The following is a 17,058-nucleotide window of genomic DNA, read 5'->3' on the forward strand; positions in this document are numbered from 1 at the left end:
GAACAAGGCAAAAGACATCCGATGACCATCCGCCTCCACCGCGGCGACCTGCCCGCGGACTTCGTGGCCTCCCCCGTCGTGGCCATCGACACCGAGACCATGGGCCTCGACCCGTTCCGCGACCGGCTCTGCCTGGTGCAGCTTTCCAACGGCGACGGCAGTGCCGATCTCGTGCAGATCCCGCAGGGCGCCGGCCCCGGCAGCGCGCCCAATCTGGTGCGGCTGCTGACCGATCCGAACGTGACCAAGCTGTTCCACTTCGGCCGCTTCGACATCGCCGTGCTCCAGCACACCTTCAAGGTGATGCCGCAGCCGGTGTGGTGCTCCAAGATCGCCTCCCGGCTGGTGCGCACCTATACCGACCGCCACGGGCTGAAGGACCTGCTGCGGGAACTGCTCAACGTGGACATCTCCAAGCAGCAGCAAAGCTCGGACTGGGGCGCCGCCGACCTCTCCGACGCCCAGCTGTCCTATGCCGCGTCCGACGTGCTGCATCTGCACGCGGTGAAGGCCAAGCTGGAGGACATGCTGGCGCGCGAGGGGCGCACCGGGCTCGCCGCCGCCTGCTTCGCCTTCCTGCCGGCCCGCGCCGCCCTCGACCTCTCCGGCTGGGCGGAAGAGGACATCTTCGCTCATTCGTGACCCGCACACGCCGATAAAGGCGTTGCAACCCAGAGGCTTGGGCACGGCCCTTGCCTCGGCGCGCCATTTCGGACACCTTGTGCCCCGCGCGTGGGGCGACGCGCCGGACGCCAGCTTCAGGGGGCGTGCAGCCGACGAGAGGCGCCAGCGGGGCAGGCCCGCCGCCGGAACAGGGCCATGAACCGACACGTGCCGCCACACGATTTCGATGCGCGGGAGGCCGAGGCCTTCACCCCGCCGCCCCCGCCGGACTTCACCAAGGCGCGGCGGCACAGCGCCCGCGTGCGCTGGATCAAGCGGCTGGTGCCGCTCGCCATCATTCTGGCGATTGTCGGCATCGGCACGGTCTCGATCCTGTCCCGGCTCAAGCTGACCATCGACCTGCCGTTCGACATCGGCCACCTCACCCTGTCCGGCTCGCGCCTGACCATGGAGCTGCCCAAGCTCTCCGGCTTCACCGACGACAACCGCGGCTATCGCATCACCGCCAAGACGGCCGTGCAGGATCTCACCCGGCCGGACGTGATCGAGCTTTCCGACATCGAGGCCCGCCTCGAACTCGCCGACAAGGGCTGGGCCAGCGTCAACGCCAAGACCGGCAGCTTCGACACCAAGAAGCAGTTCATCACGCTCGGCGACGGCGTGGACCTCGCCATGAACGGCGGCTACGGCGGCAAGCTCGAAGACGCCGAGGTGGACATCAAGGGCGGCACCATCGCCACCGCCCATCCGGTGGTGTTCACCTATCTCGACGGCAAGCTCGTGGCCGACCGGCTCGACGTGACCGACCGCGGCGCGCGGGCGCTGTTCCAGGGCCACGTGCAGCTCGATTTCCGCCTGAACAACCTGCCCGGCCAGAAGCCGGACGGCGCCAGTGCGGGCGCCAGCCCGGCCGGTGCCGCGCCCGCCGCCCCCGCGACGACCGCCCCGGCCCGCGCGGCCGATGCGACGCCGGTTGCGGCCCCCACCGCGCCCCCTGCCCCGGCGGCCACCGGAACCGTTACGGTCCCGCCCTCTCCCGCGGCCCCGGCGCTGGCGCCGGCGCCCCTTCCCCCGCGACGCCCGGTCCCTGCTCAATGATGTGTCATGCGACGGCCCTCCTGGGCCGCCTCCCGGTTTCGAGCCTCGCCTTGGCGCTGGCCGCCTTCCTCGTCGCCGGACCGGCGGCGGCGCAGGCCCCCAGCTCCAACGTGCCCAACGCGCTGCAGGGCTTCGCCCGCAACCGCGACCAGCCGGTGCGCATCAATGCCGACGGGCTGGAGGTGCGCGACAAGGACAAGGTCGCCGTCTTCTCCGGCAACGTGCTCGTGACGCAGGGTGACACCACGCTGCGCTCCAAGGACCTGCTCGTCTATTACGAGGGCTCCATGAGCGGGCAGGCCGGCGGCACCCCCCAGACCGGCACCGATCCGGCGCAAAAGGGCCAGATCAAGAAGCTGGAGGCCACCGGCGGCGTGGTGGTGAAGACCAAGGAACAGACCGCCACCGGCGACACCGGCGTCTTCGACATGAAGACCAACACCGTCACCATGGTCGGCAAGCCCGTGGTCCTGACCCAGGGCCCCAATGTCATCCGCGGCCAGAAGCTGGTGGTGGACCTCGTGAGCGGCGTCTCGAAGTTCGAGGGAGGCCGGGTGGAGAGCCTCATCGTTCCCGGCAGCTTCAAGGACATGGAGAAGCCCAAGCCCGACCAGGGCGGACAGCAGCCCCCCAAGCGCTGAGCCATCGAGGCAGCGGCTCCGGCACGTGTCGTGCCGCTGTCAAGTAAAATTATTCCCCTTTTGTTTCAACCGGCTAATCCAGCTTTCGCAGAACCGGCAAACGCTCACGCCTGAAATCGGCCCGCCTCTTGCATGGAGGCGTTGCATCCCCGACTGGGACGTTCTAAACCTTCCAATCTGGGGGCCGGGTTTTCCGGAGGTCGCGTTGAACGTCCTGTCCATGTTCGGCAAGTCGAAGTCTGGGGGAAAGTCCGGCTCGGGCAGCGCCCGCGGCGCGGAGGATGCGCGCGACCACGATCCCAGCAACCACAGTCCAAGCCAGCACGACCCACGCGAGCGGAATCTTCCCTACGAGGCGAGCGCACGAGGCGCCCGCGAGTGGGAGGAGGACGATCCGCGCGCCGACGCCGGCTATGACGACCGCACCGCGCTGGACCCCCGCCATCGCGCCTACATGCCCCCCGATGCCGCCTATGGCGACGACGCCGATGCGGACGAGGACTATCCCGCGTCCTATCCGGGCGACGGGCGGGACGCCCTGCCCTTCAATTCCACCGGGGCGCTCGCCGCCTTCGGCCTCGCCAAGTCCTATGGCGGCCGCAAGGTGGTGAAGGACGTGAGCATGAACGTCCGCCGCGGCGAGGCGGTGGGCCTGCTCGGCCCCAACGGCGCCGGCAAGACCACCTGCTTCTACATGGTGACGGGCCTGGTGAAGGCCGATGCCGGCCGCATCGAGCTGGACGGCCACGACATCACCCCCCTGCCCATGTATCGCCGCGCCCGCCTCGGCGTCGGCTACCTGCCGCAGGAAGCCTCCATCTTCCGGGGCCTCTCGGTGGAGGACAACATCATGGGCGTCCTCCAGGTGTCGGAGCCCAACCGGGCGCGCCGCCGCGAGGAGACCGAGGCGCTGCTCGAAGAGTTCAAGATCACCCACGTGCGCAAGTCTCCCTCCATCGCCCTGTCGGGCGGCGAGCGGCGGCGCCTGGAGATCGCCCGCGCCCTCGCCACCAAGCCCGCCTTCATGCTGCTGGACGAGCCCTTCGCCGGCATCGATCCCATCGCGGTGGGCGACATCCAGGCGCTGGTGCGCCACCTCACGTCGCGCGGCATCGGCGTGCTCATCACCGACCACAATGTGCGCGAGACGCTGGGCCTCATCGATCGCGCCTACATCATCCATTCCGGCGCCGTGCTGATGGAGGGCGATCCGGAAGCTATCGTCTCCAGCCCCGACGTGCGGCGGCTCTATCTGGGCGAGGAGTTCCGCCTGTGAGCACCGCGCCCGCCATCGCCATTGAGGGGGCAGCAGCATGGCGATGAGCCCCAAGCTCGAGTTCCGGCAGAGCCAGTCTCTGGTGATGACGCCGCAGCTGATGCAGGCCATCAAGCTGCTGCAGCTCTCCAACATGGAGCTGGTGGCCTACGTCGAGGCCGAGCTGGAGCGCAACCCGCTGCTGGAGCGCATCACCGAGGGCGACGCGGGCGGACCCGAGCCGCAGCCCGAGGTGCGCGAGACGCGCGGCGAGGAGATGGCACGCGGCGGGCTCGACGGCGAGCCGCCCCCGACGAGCGACTGGACCGGCCAGGACAACGAACAAAGCCGGGCCGCCATGGAGACCCGCCTCGACACCGACCTCGGCAACGTCTTTCCCGACGACGCCCCCGCCGACCGTGGCGTCGCCGGCGGCGGCTCCACCGCCTCCAGCCCCTCCATGGGCGAGTGGAGCGGCGGCGGCGAGCGCGGCGACGACTACAATCCCGAAGCCTTCCTCACCGCCGAGACCACGCTCGCCGACCATCTGGAGGCGCAGCTCGCTGTCGCGGTGAACGATCCCGCCCGCAAGCTCATCGGCATCAACGTCATCGGCCTCATCGACGAGACCGGCTATTTCACCGGCGACCTCGACCTGCTGGCCGAGCAGTTCGGCGTGCCGCGCGCCGAGGTGGAAGCGGTCCTCAAGCTGATCCAGACCTTCGAGCCGTCCGGCGTCGGCGCCCGCAACCTTGCCGAATGCCTCGCCATCCAGCTGCGCGAGCGCGACCGCTTCGACCCCGCCATGCAGGCGCTGGTGGCCAATCTCGAACTCCTCGCCCGCCATGACCGCAACGCGCTGAAGCGCATCTGCGGCGTGGACAACGAGGACCTCGCGGACATGATCGGCGAGATCCGCCGTCTCGATCCCAAGCCGGGTCTGGCGTTTGGGTCCGGCGTGGTCCACCCGCTGGTGCCGGACGTCTATGTGCGCCCCGGCGCCGACGGCACCTGGATCGTCGAGCTGAATTCCGAGACCCTGCCGCGGGTGCTGGTGAACCAGAGCTACCACGCCACCGTGGTGAAGCACGCCAAGTCGCAGGAGGAGAAGAGCTTCCTCGCTGACTGCCTGCAGAGCGCGAGCTGGCTCACCCGCTCGCTGGACCAGCGCGCCCGCACCATCCTGAAGGTGGCGAGCGAGATCGTGCGCCAGCAGGACGCCTTCCTGCTGCACGGCGTGCGCTTCCTGCGGCCCCTGAACCTGCGCACGGTGGCGGATGCCATCGGCATGCACGAATCCACCGTCTCGCGCGTGACGTCCAACAAATACATCTCGACCCCGCGCGGCGTGGTGGAGATGAAGTTCTTCTTCTCCTCCGCCATCTCCGCCTCGGGCGGCGGCGAGGCCCACTCGGCGGAATCGGTGCGCCACCGCATCAAGACGCTCATCGAGGCCGAGGCGCCGGAGGATGTGCTCTCCGACGACACTTTGGTGCAGAAGCTGAAGGACGAGGGCATCGACATCGCCCGCCGCACGGTCGCCAAATACCGGGAGGGCATGAACATCCCCTCCTCCGTCCAGCGCCGCCGCGAGAAGATGGCGATGCGCAGCGAGGCGAGCTGAGGGATAGAGCGCCCTGAAGCGCCTCCCGCTTTCCGACTTTATTTCTTAAGGTCATGCCCGCTGGAGTTCATAGATCTCACCACCGATGATGGCTGCGCTGCCGGGCCACATCTCATAGGTAACCCCCGTGTCGGTGCCGCCTTTTCGGGGCGAACTGGGGATGCCCAGAGCCTTTGCCGCGGCGATCGACAATTCCCCGATGCGGGCCGCTCCGCTGACGTCCGCCACCACCGCGGCGACGCTCTTGCCCTTATACGTGACGAGCGCCCGGCACCCCATCACGATCCCCAACGCCCGCTGGCGCACCAGGGGATTAACGACCACATACGGCACCGTCGCTGCATCGACGTATCGCGTGGGGATGGCGCGGCCCTTCCAGGCATAGGTGGTCTTGGAATAGACGTTGCCGTCTTCGTCGGCGAGGGGATGTCCGTCGCCTCTGTCGAGCAGAACGTTGTCCCAGGAGCCGCCCGGCCAGCCCGCGTTCTTCAAGGCGTCGAGACCTTTGTCGTCCATCCGATATGCGAACTTGGCGCCGTTCTGGCCATTGGCGCCATCGGCATCAATCGCGCCACCAGCCTCCCAATGGACTCTCCCGTCCTCATCCTGAATCACCAAAACGCCGCCGATCCTCGCCAGCTCGATCCGCATCCTCGCCCCCCATGATCAACTATTGATTGCATTTTTAAGATTATGCATATCAATGATTGCAATCAAGGGTTCTAAAGAGGGCCATCTCCTTCATTCTTCGTTGGCTAATCGACGCGAGGACAAGCTTCGCCCCCCGCAGCGAGCTGACCTGAGGCCGGGCCTTCCGCGCGGTGGCGTCCCGCCCGAGGATGCGCCGGCGGATGCCCTGCGAAAGGCCGTCATCATCGGTAACGTGCGCAGCTTCGAGCAGAATCCGCGGCTCGGAATGGTGGTGCTGCCGGAGATCGCGTCAAAGTTCCTGTCGCCCGGCGTCGACGACGCCAGCCTTGCCGCGGCCGCCCGCGCCCGCCTCACCGACGTGCTTGACCGGTCGGAGGCCGTTCTGCTGCCTGTGGACGCCGATGCCCTGAAGCGGGCCGCCGCAGCTCCCGTCTGAGCCTGCGAACGCGTGGGCCGCCCGCGCTCGGCGTGGTGGTTGTGCAGCCCAATAAAGGCCAGCGGCGTTGACTTTCCGGGCCGTGGCGTATATCGCACCACCTTCGCGTGGGCCAATGGGCCTGCATCCCGAAAAACCGACCGAAGAAGCCCGCCCTTGAGGCGTGGCTGAACACGAAAGCGAGACAAGAATGTTCGCGGTCATCAAGGCAAACGGCAAGCAGTATCGCGTTGCCGCCGCCGACCAGATCACCATCGACCACCTCGACGCCGAGGTCGGCTCCGTCTTCACCTTCCCGGTGCTGATGCTGAGCGGCTCCTCCGTCGCCATCGGCGCGCCCCACGTGGATGGCGCCACCGTGACCGGCGAGATCGTCGAGCACACCCGCGGCGACAAGGTGATCGCCTTCAAGAAGCGCCGCCGGCAGAATTCCCGCCGCAAGCGCGGCTTCCGTGCCGACCTCACCGTCGTGCGCATCACCGAGATTTCCGGCCTGGGCGAGACCGTCAAGGCTGACACGGCCGCCACCGGCGCCTGATCGAGAACGAGGAGAGCAACAATGGCTCATAAAAAGGCAGGCGGCTCGTCCCGTAACGGTCGCGATTCCGATGGCCGCCGTCTTGGCGTGAAGCGCTTCGGCGGCCAGGACGTCATCGCCGGCAACATCATCGTGCGCCAGCGCGGCACCAAATGGCATCCCGGCACGAACGTGGGCATGGGCAAGGACCATACCCTCTTCGCGCTCATCGAAGGCAAAGTGTCCTTCAGCACCAAAGCCAACGACCGCACCTACGTATCGGTCGTTCCTGCCGCCGCCGAGGCGGCCGAATAAACGGCGAGACCTGATAAATGCAGGATCCCGCCGGTCTCGTTGATCCGGTGGGCGCCTGAGCAGGCCTCTCAACGCTCAGACACGAACCGGGGAGACGGGACAACCCTCTCCCCGGTTTTTCTTCGTCTGTGCCCTTGAGGAGCCCGCCATGACCCTGTGTGAGACACCGTCCGGAGCGCCGCTCGCGGAGAGCTGTATCCCCGTCCTCGAAACCGAGCGGCTCGTGCTCCGCGCGCCCCATATCGAGGACGTCGCTGCCGTCGCGGAGCTTGCCAACAACCGCCGGATCGCGGAGATGACCGCGAACCTGCCGTTTCCCTACAAGTCCTCCGACGCCCACGCCTTCGTCGAGACGCTGGCCGCCGTCCCCGATTCCGCCACCTTCGCCGTCTTCCTCAAGGGCGAGGGGCGGATGTCCTTCGTCGGCATGGTTAGCTACGGCCGCCGCCCGCCCGAGCCCGCGCCGGAGATCGGCTACTGGATCGGCGAGCCGTTCTGGGGCCGCGGCATCGCCACCGAAGCCGTCCGCGCGGTCATCGACTATGCCTTCTCGGAGACCGGGGTCGCGCTCCTCCTCGGCTCGGCGCGCGTGGTCAATCCGGCGTCGCGCCGGGTGCTGGAGAAGTGCGGCTTCCAGTGGTCGGGCGTCGGCCTGTGCCGGGTGAAGGCGCTGCGGGCCTCGGTGCCGGTGGACCAGTTCCAGCTCGAGCGGCGCACCTGGGCCTCCATCCGCGCCTGGGGCTCCACCGCCCTTCCGCAGCATCGCGCCACCCACTGACGTTACGTCCCGTGCGCCCCGCTGCCCGCCGCATCTTGCGCGGCGCGGCGGGGCGCGCCATCAGGGGGCACGTCATCTCATCGGGGCCGCCGCCATGTCGAAGAAGCACGAGAAGCACGGGAAGCACGGCGAGGATCTGCCCTATCGCCCGTGCGTGGGGCTCTGCGTGTTCAACGCCGCCGGCAAGGTGTTCGTCGGCCGGCGCCTCGGCGGGCCGGAGCATGTGGATGCCACCCATTCCTGGCAGATGCCCCAGGGCGGCATCGACAAGGGCGAGGAGCCCTATGCGGCCGCCCTGCGCGAGCTTTACGAGGAGACCTCCATCCGCTCGGTGACGAAGCTGGGCGAGGTGGAGGAGTGGCTCTCCTACGATCTGCCCGGCCGCATCGCCGGGGAGGCCTGGAAGGGCCGCTACCGGGGCCAGACGCAGAAATGGTTCGCCCTGCGCTTCACCGGCGCGGACGGCGAGATCGACATCCTTCGCCCCGGTGGCGGCCAGCACAAGCCGGAATTCATGGACTGGCGCTGGGAGGACATCGACGCGGTGGTCGACCTCATCATCCCGTTCAAGCGCGATGTCTACATCGAGGTGGTGAAGCAGTTCCGCCGCTTCGCGAAGGGCTGAACCTGATCCGGCCTACGGGTGCGCGCTGTGCGCGTGCCCAGCGAGGTCGGGCGGAAACAGCCCGGCCTGGAAGCAGGTGCTCATGTGCTCCACCTTGGCGATGGCCCGCGCCGCCGCCACCGTGTCCAGCACCTCCGCCGCCGTCTCCTTGAATAGCGCCACCCAGCGGGTGAAATGCTCCGGCTTGAGCTGGAGCGGGATGTGGGCCGCGAACGGCATGCCGGAATAGCGCGCCGTGCCGAGCAAAGTGCGGGACCAGAAGTTCTGCACGATCTGGTAATGCCCCTCCCAGTCGGGAATGGCGCGGGCGAAGACCGGGCCGAGCAGCGGGTCGGCAGCGGCGCGGCCATAGAAGCTTTCCACCAGCTTTTTGAGATCGTCCTCGGTGACGGAGAGCGGCGCGCCCGGCTGCTCGTTCAGCCCGCCCAGCGCTGCGCCGCGATCCTCCACCAAAGCAGCGAGTTCCGGTGCGGCCGGGGCCTTGCGGTGCTCCACGTTCAGCGGCGGATCGAAGCGGGAGACGATGTCGCGCAGCGTGTGCTGCCGCACCCGTGCCATGGGGCGGTCGAGCACGAACAGCCCGTCCGCCACGCCCGCCTCCTTCGGATTTGCCGAGCGGAATGCGGCCAGCGCCGCGGCCATGTCCTCCCCCTCGCCCACATAGAGCGGCAAGGGCCGGCCGGCGATGGAGCGGGTGAGAATGAACAGGCCGGGGCGGGCCGGCGCGGCCTCGGCGGCGGCGAAGGCGTAGCCGGCGAAGTCCGTTGTCGCCCTCTCGGTGGCGTCGCTCATGGCTTCTTCTCCGGTGCGGGGGCTTCGCGCTCCGGCGCGTCCGCCTCGATCACGCGCAGCGCCGGGCCGCGCAGAGGGTTGGCGCGCTTCTGCCCGGTCTTCTGCCACGGCGGCAGGATGCGGATCATGGTGCCGGGCACGATGCGCGGCATGATGGGCGTGTTGCCCTTGTCCCACTTCATGGCGGGCACCTGCTGGATGACTGTTATATACGGACGGTACGAACGCCCCGGCTGCGATGCAAGGGCCGCCCGGCCTCCACTCCGCTCATTTGTTGGGCTCGCCTGAAATTCAGGCGAAATGCGCCGGTCCCTCGTCCGCCGCGCTCCCCGCCTCCGGCAGCCAGATGGAGAAGACGGCGCCCGATCCGGGCGGGCTTTCCACCGCCATCGTGCCGCCCGCGCGCTCGATGAGCGTGTAGCTGATGGAGAGGCCGAGCCCGGTGCCGCCCTGCGGCTTGGTGGTGAAGAAGGGATCGAACACGCGGCCGATGCGATCCTGGGAAATGCCCGTGCCAGTGTCCGCCACCTCGATGCCCACGCCCGTCAACCGGCCGCGCGTCTCGTCCCGCGTAGTGACGGTGAGGGTGCCGCCCTGCGGCATGGCGTGGACGGCGTTGACCATCAGATTGATGAGCACCTGCTGCAATTCCACGCGGTTCATCATCACAAGGCGGGTTGCGGCGTCGGTGCGGGCGACCTGAATCTCGCTGCGCGAAAGCAGGTGCTGCACCAGCAAGAGGGCATCGCCCACCACCTCGCCCGGCGCCACCGGATCGAGATGGCCGGCGAATTCGGCGGGGCGTGCGAACTGCAGGAGCTTGGAGACGATGACGTTGATGCGGTGGACCTGCTGGTCGATGAGGTTGAACTCGGTCCGCACCGGCGCAGCCGCGCTCCCCAGCACGTCGCGCGCCACATCCAGATTGCCCTGGATGACCGCCACCGGATTGTTGATCTCATGGGCGACGCCCGCCGTGATCTCGCCGATGGCGGCGAGCTTCTCGGACATGACGAGCTGGCGCTGGGTGGCGGCCAGTTCGGCGTTGGCGTCCTCCAGCTCCTGCGTGCGCGCGGCGACGCGCCGGTCCAGCTCCTCGGTCCACCGCCGAAGCTCCGCGTCGCGCTCCTGCAACAGGTCCAGCATGTCGTCGAGGTGGTGGGCGACCCGGCCGATCTCGTCCGAGGTGGCGGCAACACCGGTGCGGGCGGACAGGGCGCCGCCCTCCACCGCCGCGATGGTGGCGTTCATCGCCTCCAGCGGGCGGAAGATGGCCGCCGCCCAGCGCAGCAGCACGGGAATGGCCACCAGCGCCACCAGAAGGAAGCCCACCGCCACGGCGGCAAGGCTCGCCCGCTTCAAGGCGAGGAAGGGCGCTTCGAGAAAGCCCACATAGAGCATGCCGATGCGCTTGCCGTGGCTGTCCACCACCGGCTCGTAGGCGGAGATGTACCAGTCGCTCACCACGAAGGCCCGGTCGAGCCACACCCGCCCCTCACCCAGCACCGCGTTCCGCACCTCCTGCGACACACGGGTGCCGAGCGCGCGCCGCCCCTCGAACAGGCGGACGTTGGTGGACACGCGCACGTCGTCCACGAACAGGGTGGCGGTGCCGGCGGAGCCCTCGGGCAGGCTGCCGGGGCGGTAGACGAGATCGTTGATGGTGTCGATGAAATCGAGGTTCTGGTTGAGCAGCACGCCGCCCACCAGCGCCGCCCGCACGCCCCCCGGCATCTCCACCGGCGTGCCGGACTGCACCACCATGCCCCGGTCCTCCGCCTCCCGGCTGGTCGGAACGGCGCCCGGGGTGGGCACGAGGGCGATGTGGGCGCGCGCCGCCAGCTCCGGCGAGAGGCGTTCCAGCTCCTGCGGGCCGAAGATGTCGATCTCGGTGGAGGCGGTGCCGGCGAGCGCGCGGCGCTCCACCGGCCACATCTGGCTCGCCTCCCGCGCAGCGCCGGCGGGCGCGGCGGCGAGGCTGTGGCCATCGGCATCGATGAGATAGAGGAAATCGAGCCCCATCGCCTTGCGGCGGGCATCGAGGAACTCGGCGAGGGCGGCGCTGTTGCTGGACGCGGTGACGCGGGCGAAGGCGACAGAATCGCCCAGCGCATGCAGCGTCTCGTCGGAGCGCTCCCGGAGCCGGTCGAGATACTGGCGGGCGATGGTGAGGTCGCCATTGACCTTGGAGATGAGCAGCCGGTCGAACTGCCGCGTCCACCACGTGACCACCAGCGCCAGCACCGCCGGCAGAATGATGAGCGTCGGCAGAAGCGCGATGGCGAGGAGCCGCATGCGCACCGAGCGCAGCCGGGCGAGGACGCCGCGCGGCGGATCAACGGCCTTTTTCGCCGCCTCAGCCATTCCAGGCCTTCAGCTTGCGGTCCAGCGTCTTGCGCGAGACCTTGAGGCGGCGCGCCGCCTCGGCCCGGTTGCCGCCGGCCTCGGCCAGCACCTTCAGCATGTGCGCCTTCTCCACCGCGTCGAGGGCGACACCGGGGGCATCCTCCTCGTCCACGCCTTCGGGCACCACGTCGCGCGGGAAGTCGCCGAGGATCAGCGAGCGCTCGATCACGTTGCGCAGCTCGCGCACATTGCCGGGCCAGGGATAGCGGGTAAGGAAGGCGAGCACGGGCTCGGTGAGATCGAGGGGCGGGACGCCGAGCCGGGCGCTCAGTTCGGCGATGAACAGGCGGGCGAGCGGCGCCACGTCCTCCGGCCGCTCGCGCAGGGGGGCGAGGTGGATGTTCACCACGTTGAGCCGGTAATAGAGATCCTGCCGGAAACGGCCCGCCGCCACCTGTGCCGTGAGGTTGGCATTGGTGGCGGCGACAAGGCGCACGTCCACCGGGACTTCCCGCTCGGCACCCACCGGGCGCACCTTCCTGTCCTCGATGACCCGCAGGAGCTTCGACTGCATGGCGGGCGGCAGCTCGCCCACCTCGTCGAGGAAGAGCGTGCCGCCCTGGGCATAGAAGAACAGCCCCTCGCGGGAGGAGGCGGCGCCGGTAAAGGCGCCCTTGAGATGGCCGAACAGCTCGCTCTCGATGATCTCCGGCGCGATGGCCGCGCAGTTCACCGGCACGAAGGGCTTGGCCGCGCGGGCCGAGACGGCGTGCAGAGCGCGGGCGGTGACTTCCTTGCCGGTGCCGGACTCCCCCGTGATGAGCACTGTGGAGGGCATGGGGCCGACGCGCTCGATCATGGCGCGGACGGCGCGGGTGGAAACGCTGTCGCCCGCCATCAACGGCGCGGCGGCGCCGGGCATGGCCTTCAGCTCGCGGCGGAGCACGAAATTCTCGCGCATCAGCCGGCCGCGATCGAGGCAGCGGGCGATGGCGTTGAGGATCTGGTTGGAGCGGAACGGCTTCAGCACGAAATCGGCGGCGCCGGCCCGGAGCGCGGTGATGGCGGTCTCAAGGTCCGCGAAGGCGGTAATCAGGATCACGTCGCGGTAGAAGCCCGAGCCGCGCAGTTCCTCCAGCCATTGCAGGCCGGTGCGCCCGGCCATGATGTTGTCGAGGATGATGAGGTCGAACGGCGCCGCCTCCAGGAGCCGCGAGGCGGTCGCGACATCGGGAGCCTCAGCCACGTGGCGGCAGCGCGTCTGGAGCATCCGCACCAGGAAGTTCCGCATCCCCGGCTCGTCGTCCACCACCAGGATGGAGGCGCCGGCGAGGTGCGGGCTGAAGGCGACATCCTCCGACGCCTCAGGGCCACCCTGCGCGGCGGGATCGGGGATGGAAGGGGGCGTGGGAGGGGGCATCTAAATCGGCCGTCCGTCTCGGACCCTCGCCGGCACGCGACAAAGGCCGTCCGCGAAAGACGATGGGCGTGACCTAAGGTCCCCGGCCGCCTCGCCTGCTCTTCACGGCATCCATTGCGCAAATCAGCCGGCTCCGCAAACCGGAAAGGGCGTGCCCCGCCACCCTGAGGACCGGGGGCGGGGCACGCAGATCGAGCCGGGAGGGGCTCAACGGAAGAGGATCACCGCCTTCTGCAGGGTGATCCAGATGCCCCAGGCCAAGGGCACGCCCACCACGAGCCAGGCCAGCACCACCACGGGCAGCGCGGTGGTGCCGCTCGCGACGGGGGTGGAGGAGCGGGCGGCGGCGGCCAGCGGGCCGTCCTTGGCCTCCTCCTCGAAATCCTCGAAGTCGGCGTGGGTGGCGTCCTCACGGGCGACCTCCACGGCCTTCTTCTTCAGCTCGTCGTCCTTCATGTAGAGGTGCTCGGCCACGGGCTTCACCAGAAGGTTCGCGACGAGGCCGACCACCAGCAGGCCGGAGAGGATGTACATGGTCTGGTCGTAGGCCGCCTGCTGGGGAATGCCCGAGGCGATCTGGTATTCGCGCAGGTAGTTCACCAGCACCGGGCCGATGATGCCGGCGGTGGCCCAGGCGGTCAGCAGCCGGCCGTGGATGGCGCCCACCATGTGGGTGCCGAAGATGTCGGCGAGATAGGCCGGGATGGTGGCGAAGCCGCCGCCATACATGGACAGGATGATGCAGAAGGCGGCGACGAACAGCACCACCGAGCCCATGTGCGCCAGCGTCGGCACCGCGGCGTAGAGGCCGAAGCCGAGCACGAAGAACACCGCATAGGTCATCTTCCGCCCGAGCTTGTCGGAGAAGGAAGCCCAGGCGAAGCGCCCGCCGATGTTGCACAGGGACAGAAGCCCGGTGAAGCCGGCCGCGATGGCCGCGATCTGCGCCTTCTGCCCCGCATCGAGCTGGGAGAAGGTGAGATCGAGGCCGATCAGCCTGCCGCCGAACACTTCCTGCAGCATGGGCGAGGCCATGCCGATGACGCCGATGCCGGCCGAGACGTTGAGGCACAGCACCGCCCACAGCAGCCAGAACTGCGGCGTCTTCCACGCCACGTCGAGATGGACATGGCGGTGCGTGACCATGGCGTTGGCGGAGGCGGCGGGCGGGGTCCAGCCCTTGGGCGCCCAGCCCTCGCGCGGCACCCGGTAGCCCAGCGCGCCGCCCACCATGAAGACGAAATAGATGGCCGCCATGGCAAGGAAGGTCTGCCACACGCCCACCGAGGTCGGGGAGGCGAAATGCTGCATCAGCATGTTGGCCAGCGGCGCGCCGATCATGGCGCCGCCGCCGAAGCCCATGATGGCCATGCCGGTCGCCATGCCGCGCCGGTCGGGGAACCACTTGATGAGGGTGGAGACCGGCGAGATGTAGCCGAGCCCGAGGCCGATGCCGCCGATGACGCCGGAGCCGATCCACAGCATCCAGATCTGGTGCAGGTAGACGCCCAGCGCCGAGATCACGAGGCCGCCGCACCAGCAGAAGGCCGAGACGAGGCCCGCCTTGCGCGGTCCCGCCGTCTCCAGCCAGCCGCCCCAGATGGCGGCGGAGGAGCCGAGCAGCACGAAGAAGAGGGTGTACATCCAGCCGAGCTGGGAGATCTGCCAGTCGCAGGAGGTGGCGAACAGGCCGGCGACGAAGCTCATGTCGGCCGGGCAAGCCACCGGCTTGGAGACGCCAACGGCACGCGACAGCGGCAGCCAGAACACGCTGAAGCCGTAGGCCATGCCGATGCACAGATGGATGGCGAGGGCCGCCGGCGGCACGAGCCAGCGGTTGAAGGTGGCCGAGGCGATGGTGCGCTCGCGGCTCAGGAACGGCGGCGGCGCAAATGTGGTGACGCTCATGTCTCCTCCACGGTGTTTCCGCGCCAATTGGCTTGACGCTTTTCGCGCAGCCGAAGCCGCGCGTGGCGCCGCTCCCTCAGCAAGGGCGGGGCCAACGGGGAGACATTCAGGTTTTCAATGACTTGATAGGACGAGGCGGGTGCGATCTGGACAAAATGTCCATCTCGCTGCCCGGCAGCAGGGTCAAAATGGCCATCCCGCCTTGGTTTGCGGACGCAAAAAAACCCGCGCAGCCGGGACTGCGCGGGTGTCGGTGAGCACGGTCGTCCGGCGGGCGGGCCGGACGCTGGAGATCAGTTCTGGCCGGCGGCCGTGTGGACCAGCGTGCCCACGTGCTCACCGCGCAGGGCGGCGGTGAGACGGCCGGGGACGAGGCCGTTGACCACCTGCACCCGCTCGATGTGACGGGCGGTGCCCATCACCTCGACCAGCGCGCGATCGAAGGGCAGCGTGGCCGGGCCGTTGGCCTTGGCGAGCTCGGCATAGCTCGTCTCGGCGATCAGCTCGGCCTTGGCCCCGTCGGCGCCGTTGGGATCGGCGGTGTACACGCCGTCCACGTCCTCGACGATGGTGAGGCCGGCCGCGCCCAGCGCATCGGCGAGCAGGAAGGCGCCGGTGTCGGCCCGGTGGACCGGAAGGCGGCTGCCCGTGAACTCGTGATGGTGATAGGGCGGGAAGGCGCTGCCCACCACCGCGCGGGTGGCGGTGAGGTGGATGGCGAGCTGGCTCGCGATGGTCGGGTGCTCGATGTAGGAGACACCCTCCGGTGCCAGCAGCGAGGCGAGGATGTGGCCGTTCTGGCCAGCCTCGGAGGCGGCGAGCGGGGCGAGCGAGCCCACCGGCAGGCCGAGGTCGAGGCCGACGCCGTAGAGATGGCGGGCGCGCACGCCGGCGCCGGTGAGGATCAGCAGGCGATGCTCGGGCAGCACCTTGCGGATCTCCTCCACGATGGGAAGGATCGCGGATGCGCCCTTGTCCATGATGGACCGGCCGCCGATCTTCACCACCTGCAGCCAGGGCAGGAGGCGGATGGGGCGCACGCCGGCGACGGGCCGGGTCAGCGCGCCGTCGAGGAGGGTCTGGCTCGCGAGCGGCGAGGCGACGTGCTTGATGGTGGACGCTTCGGTCATGATCGTGCCTCTCAGCTCGCGGTGATGATGGTGCCGACGTGCTCGCCGGCGAGGGCGCGGGTGAGGTTTCCGGGCACGAGCCCGTTGACCACCTGGACCTCGCGCACATGGCGCGCCTTCTTCAACAGGTCGAGCATGGGGAATTCGAGGATGGAGTCGGCAAGGCCCCGCGAGAGCATCTCGTCCACCGAGATCTTCGGGATGAAGGTCGCGGCCGTGTCGGTCTTCGGATTGGCCGTGTAGAGACCGTTCTCGTCCTTCACATAGATCATCGCCTTGCAGCCGAACTGCTCGGCGAGCAGGAAGCAGCCCGCATCCGTGCGATAGGGCGGGATCACGCCGGCCGGGGCCGGGCGGGTCCACAGGCCATAGGGCGGCATGCCGGAGAACACCACGCCGTTCACTTCCTTGAGGTAGAGCGGCACGGCCGACATGCCGGCGCCGTCCACCATGGAAATGCCGTGCTTGGCGAGGAGCTGGCCGAGCATGGCGGCGTTCTGGTCCGCCACCGAGGCGCCGAGCTGGGAGAGCACGCCCGCCGGCAGGTTGAGGCCGGCCGCGATGGAATAGAGGTGGCGGGCGCGGGTGCCGGCGCCGGTGCCGATCAGGAGCTTGTGCTTGGCGCGGGCGGCGACGATCTCGTCCACGAGGGGATAGAGCGCGGCGCGGCCGCGGTCGATCACGCTCTGGCCGCCGATCTTGATGACGGTGGCATCGGGGAGGATGCGGAAGTCCGCCGCGGCGTCCGCCGCCGCCAGAAGCTCCGCGTCCGTCAGCGAGCGCTGCATCAGCAGCGCGTCGAGCTCGGCCGTCGTGTTCGCCATTTGAGATGTCCTTCTTAGCTGGCCCGTGGACGTCGGCCCGCCGGGGGGCGGTTTGCCGGTCCGGGGCTCCTGAC

At 69.0% G+C, this 17,058-nt stretch carries 18 protein-coding genes; 10 read left to right on the forward strand and 8 right to left on the reverse strand.

The features are described 5' to 3' along the window. Positions 1–21 precede the first annotated feature (21 nt). From ACT535_RS22890 to rpoN, 5 genes are all read left to right on the forward strand, one after another. Complete coding sequence (locus ACT535_RS22890; protein WP_168457232.1) at positions 22–642, forward strand: ribonuclease D; 621 nt, start codon at positions 22–24, stop codon at positions 640–642. A 177-nt stretch (positions 643–819) separates the two neighbouring features. Continuing rightward, complete coding sequence (locus ACT535_RS22895) at positions 820–1,722, forward strand: hypothetical protein (RefSeq protein WP_476366158.1); 903 nt, start codon at positions 820–822, stop codon at positions 1,720–1,722. Next, on the forward strand, positions 1,719–2,363 hold the full coding sequence (locus ACT535_RS22900) for an LptA/OstA family protein (RefSeq protein ID WP_476366159.1): 645 nt from the start codon (positions 1,719–1,721) through the stop codon (positions 2,361–2,363). The genes ACT535_RS22895 and ACT535_RS22900 overlap by 4 nt, the downstream gene beginning before the upstream one ends. A gap of 205 nt (positions 2,364–2,568) precedes the next feature. Next, positions 2,569–3,639, forward strand: coding sequence for an LPS export ABC transporter ATP-binding protein (gene lptB / locus ACT535_RS22905; protein WP_476366160.1), 1,071 nt, complete (start codon positions 2,569–2,571; stop codon positions 3,637–3,639). Positions 3,640–3,676: 37 nt separating this feature from the next. Further along, positions 3,677–5,242, forward strand: coding sequence for an RNA polymerase factor sigma-54 (gene rpoN, locus ACT535_RS22910; RefSeq protein ID WP_168457230.1), 1,566 nt, complete (start codon positions 3,677–3,679; stop codon positions 5,240–5,242). Positions 5,243–5,293: 51 nt separating this feature from the next. Here rpoN and ACT535_RS22915 read toward each other — a convergent pair whose 3' ends face one another. Continuing rightward, entirely contained in the window at positions 5,294–5,893 is a 600-nt protein-coding gene (locus ACT535_RS22915) for a hypothetical protein (protein ID WP_476366161.1), read from the reverse strand. A 52-nt stretch (positions 5,894–5,945) separates the two neighbouring features. Between ACT535_RS22915 and ACT535_RS22920 the strand changes: the two genes are divergently transcribed. The 5 genes from ACT535_RS22920 (at position 5,946) to ACT535_RS22940 (ending at position 8,564) form a co-directional block, all read left to right on the forward strand. Continuing rightward, positions 5,946–6,329: a DUF2254 family protein gene (locus tag ACT535_RS22920; RefSeq protein WP_476366162.1), complete on the forward strand. Its 384-nt coding sequence runs from the start codon at positions 5,946–5,948 to the stop codon at positions 6,327–6,329. 190 nt (positions 6,330–6,519) lie between these two features. Then, positions 6,520–6,867, forward strand: a complete 348-nt coding sequence (rplU, locus tag ACT535_RS22925; protein ID WP_476366163.1) for a 50S ribosomal protein L21 — start codon at positions 6,520–6,522, stop codon at positions 6,865–6,867. 21 nt (positions 6,868–6,888) lie between these two features. Beyond that, positions 6,889–7,161, forward strand: coding sequence for a 50S ribosomal protein L27 (rpmA, locus tag ACT535_RS22930; protein WP_168457227.1), 273 nt, complete (start codon positions 6,889–6,891; stop codon positions 7,159–7,161). 148 nt (positions 7,162–7,309) lie between these two features. Continuing rightward, positions 7,310–7,939, forward strand: a complete 630-nt coding sequence (locus ACT535_RS22935) for a GNAT family N-acetyltransferase (protein WP_168457226.1) — start codon at positions 7,310–7,312, stop codon at positions 7,937–7,939. 94 nt (positions 7,940–8,033) lie between these two features. Further along, complete coding sequence (locus ACT535_RS22940; protein WP_476366164.1) at positions 8,034–8,564, forward strand: RNA pyrophosphohydrolase; 531 nt, start codon at positions 8,034–8,036, stop codon at positions 8,562–8,564. Between the two features lie 12 nt (positions 8,565–8,576). On the opposite strand, the gene ACT535_RS22945 is transcribed toward ACT535_RS22940, so the two are convergent. From ACT535_RS22945 to ACT535_RS22975, 7 genes are all read right to left on the reverse strand, one after another. Next, positions 8,577–9,356 carry a group III truncated hemoglobin gene (locus ACT535_RS22945; protein ID WP_476366165.1) on the reverse strand — a complete coding sequence of 260 codons (780 nt, stop codon included), beginning with the start codon at positions 9,354–9,356 and terminating at the stop codon, positions 8,577–8,579. Continuing rightward, a complete protein-coding gene (locus ACT535_RS22950; protein ID WP_476366166.1) occupies positions 9,353–9,538 on the reverse strand; it encodes a hypothetical protein in 186 nt (61 codons plus the stop codon). The genes ACT535_RS22945 and ACT535_RS22950 overlap by 4 nt, the downstream gene beginning before the upstream one ends. A 109-nt stretch (positions 9,539–9,647) precedes the next feature. Beyond that, entirely contained in the window at positions 9,648–11,720 is a 2,073-nt protein-coding gene (locus ACT535_RS22955; protein WP_476366167.1) for a sensor histidine kinase, read from the reverse strand. Then, complete coding sequence (locus ACT535_RS22960; RefSeq protein ID WP_476366168.1) at positions 11,713–13,122, reverse strand: sigma-54-dependent transcriptional regulator; 1,410 nt, start codon at positions 13,120–13,122, stop codon at positions 11,713–11,715. The genes ACT535_RS22955 and ACT535_RS22960 overlap by 8 nt, the downstream gene beginning before the upstream one ends. A gap of 207 nt (positions 13,123–13,329) precedes the next feature. Beyond that, positions 13,330–15,030, reverse strand: coding sequence for an OFA family MFS transporter (locus tag ACT535_RS22965; protein WP_476366169.1), 1,701 nt, complete (start codon positions 15,028–15,030; stop codon positions 13,330–13,332). A gap of 293 nt (positions 15,031–15,323) precedes the next feature. Next, a complete protein-coding gene (locus ACT535_RS22970) occupies positions 15,324–16,160 on the reverse strand; it encodes an amino acid kinase family protein (RefSeq protein ID WP_476331307.1) in 837 nt (278 codons plus the stop codon). Between the two features lie 11 nt (positions 16,161–16,171). Further along, positions 16,172–16,984, reverse strand: a complete 813-nt coding sequence (locus ACT535_RS22975; protein ID WP_168457219.1) for an amino acid kinase family protein — start codon at positions 16,982–16,984, stop codon at positions 16,172–16,174. Between the last annotated feature and the right edge of the window lie 74 nt (positions 16,985–17,058).

It is taken from the genome of Xanthobacter sp. DMC12 (assembly GCF_056314105.1).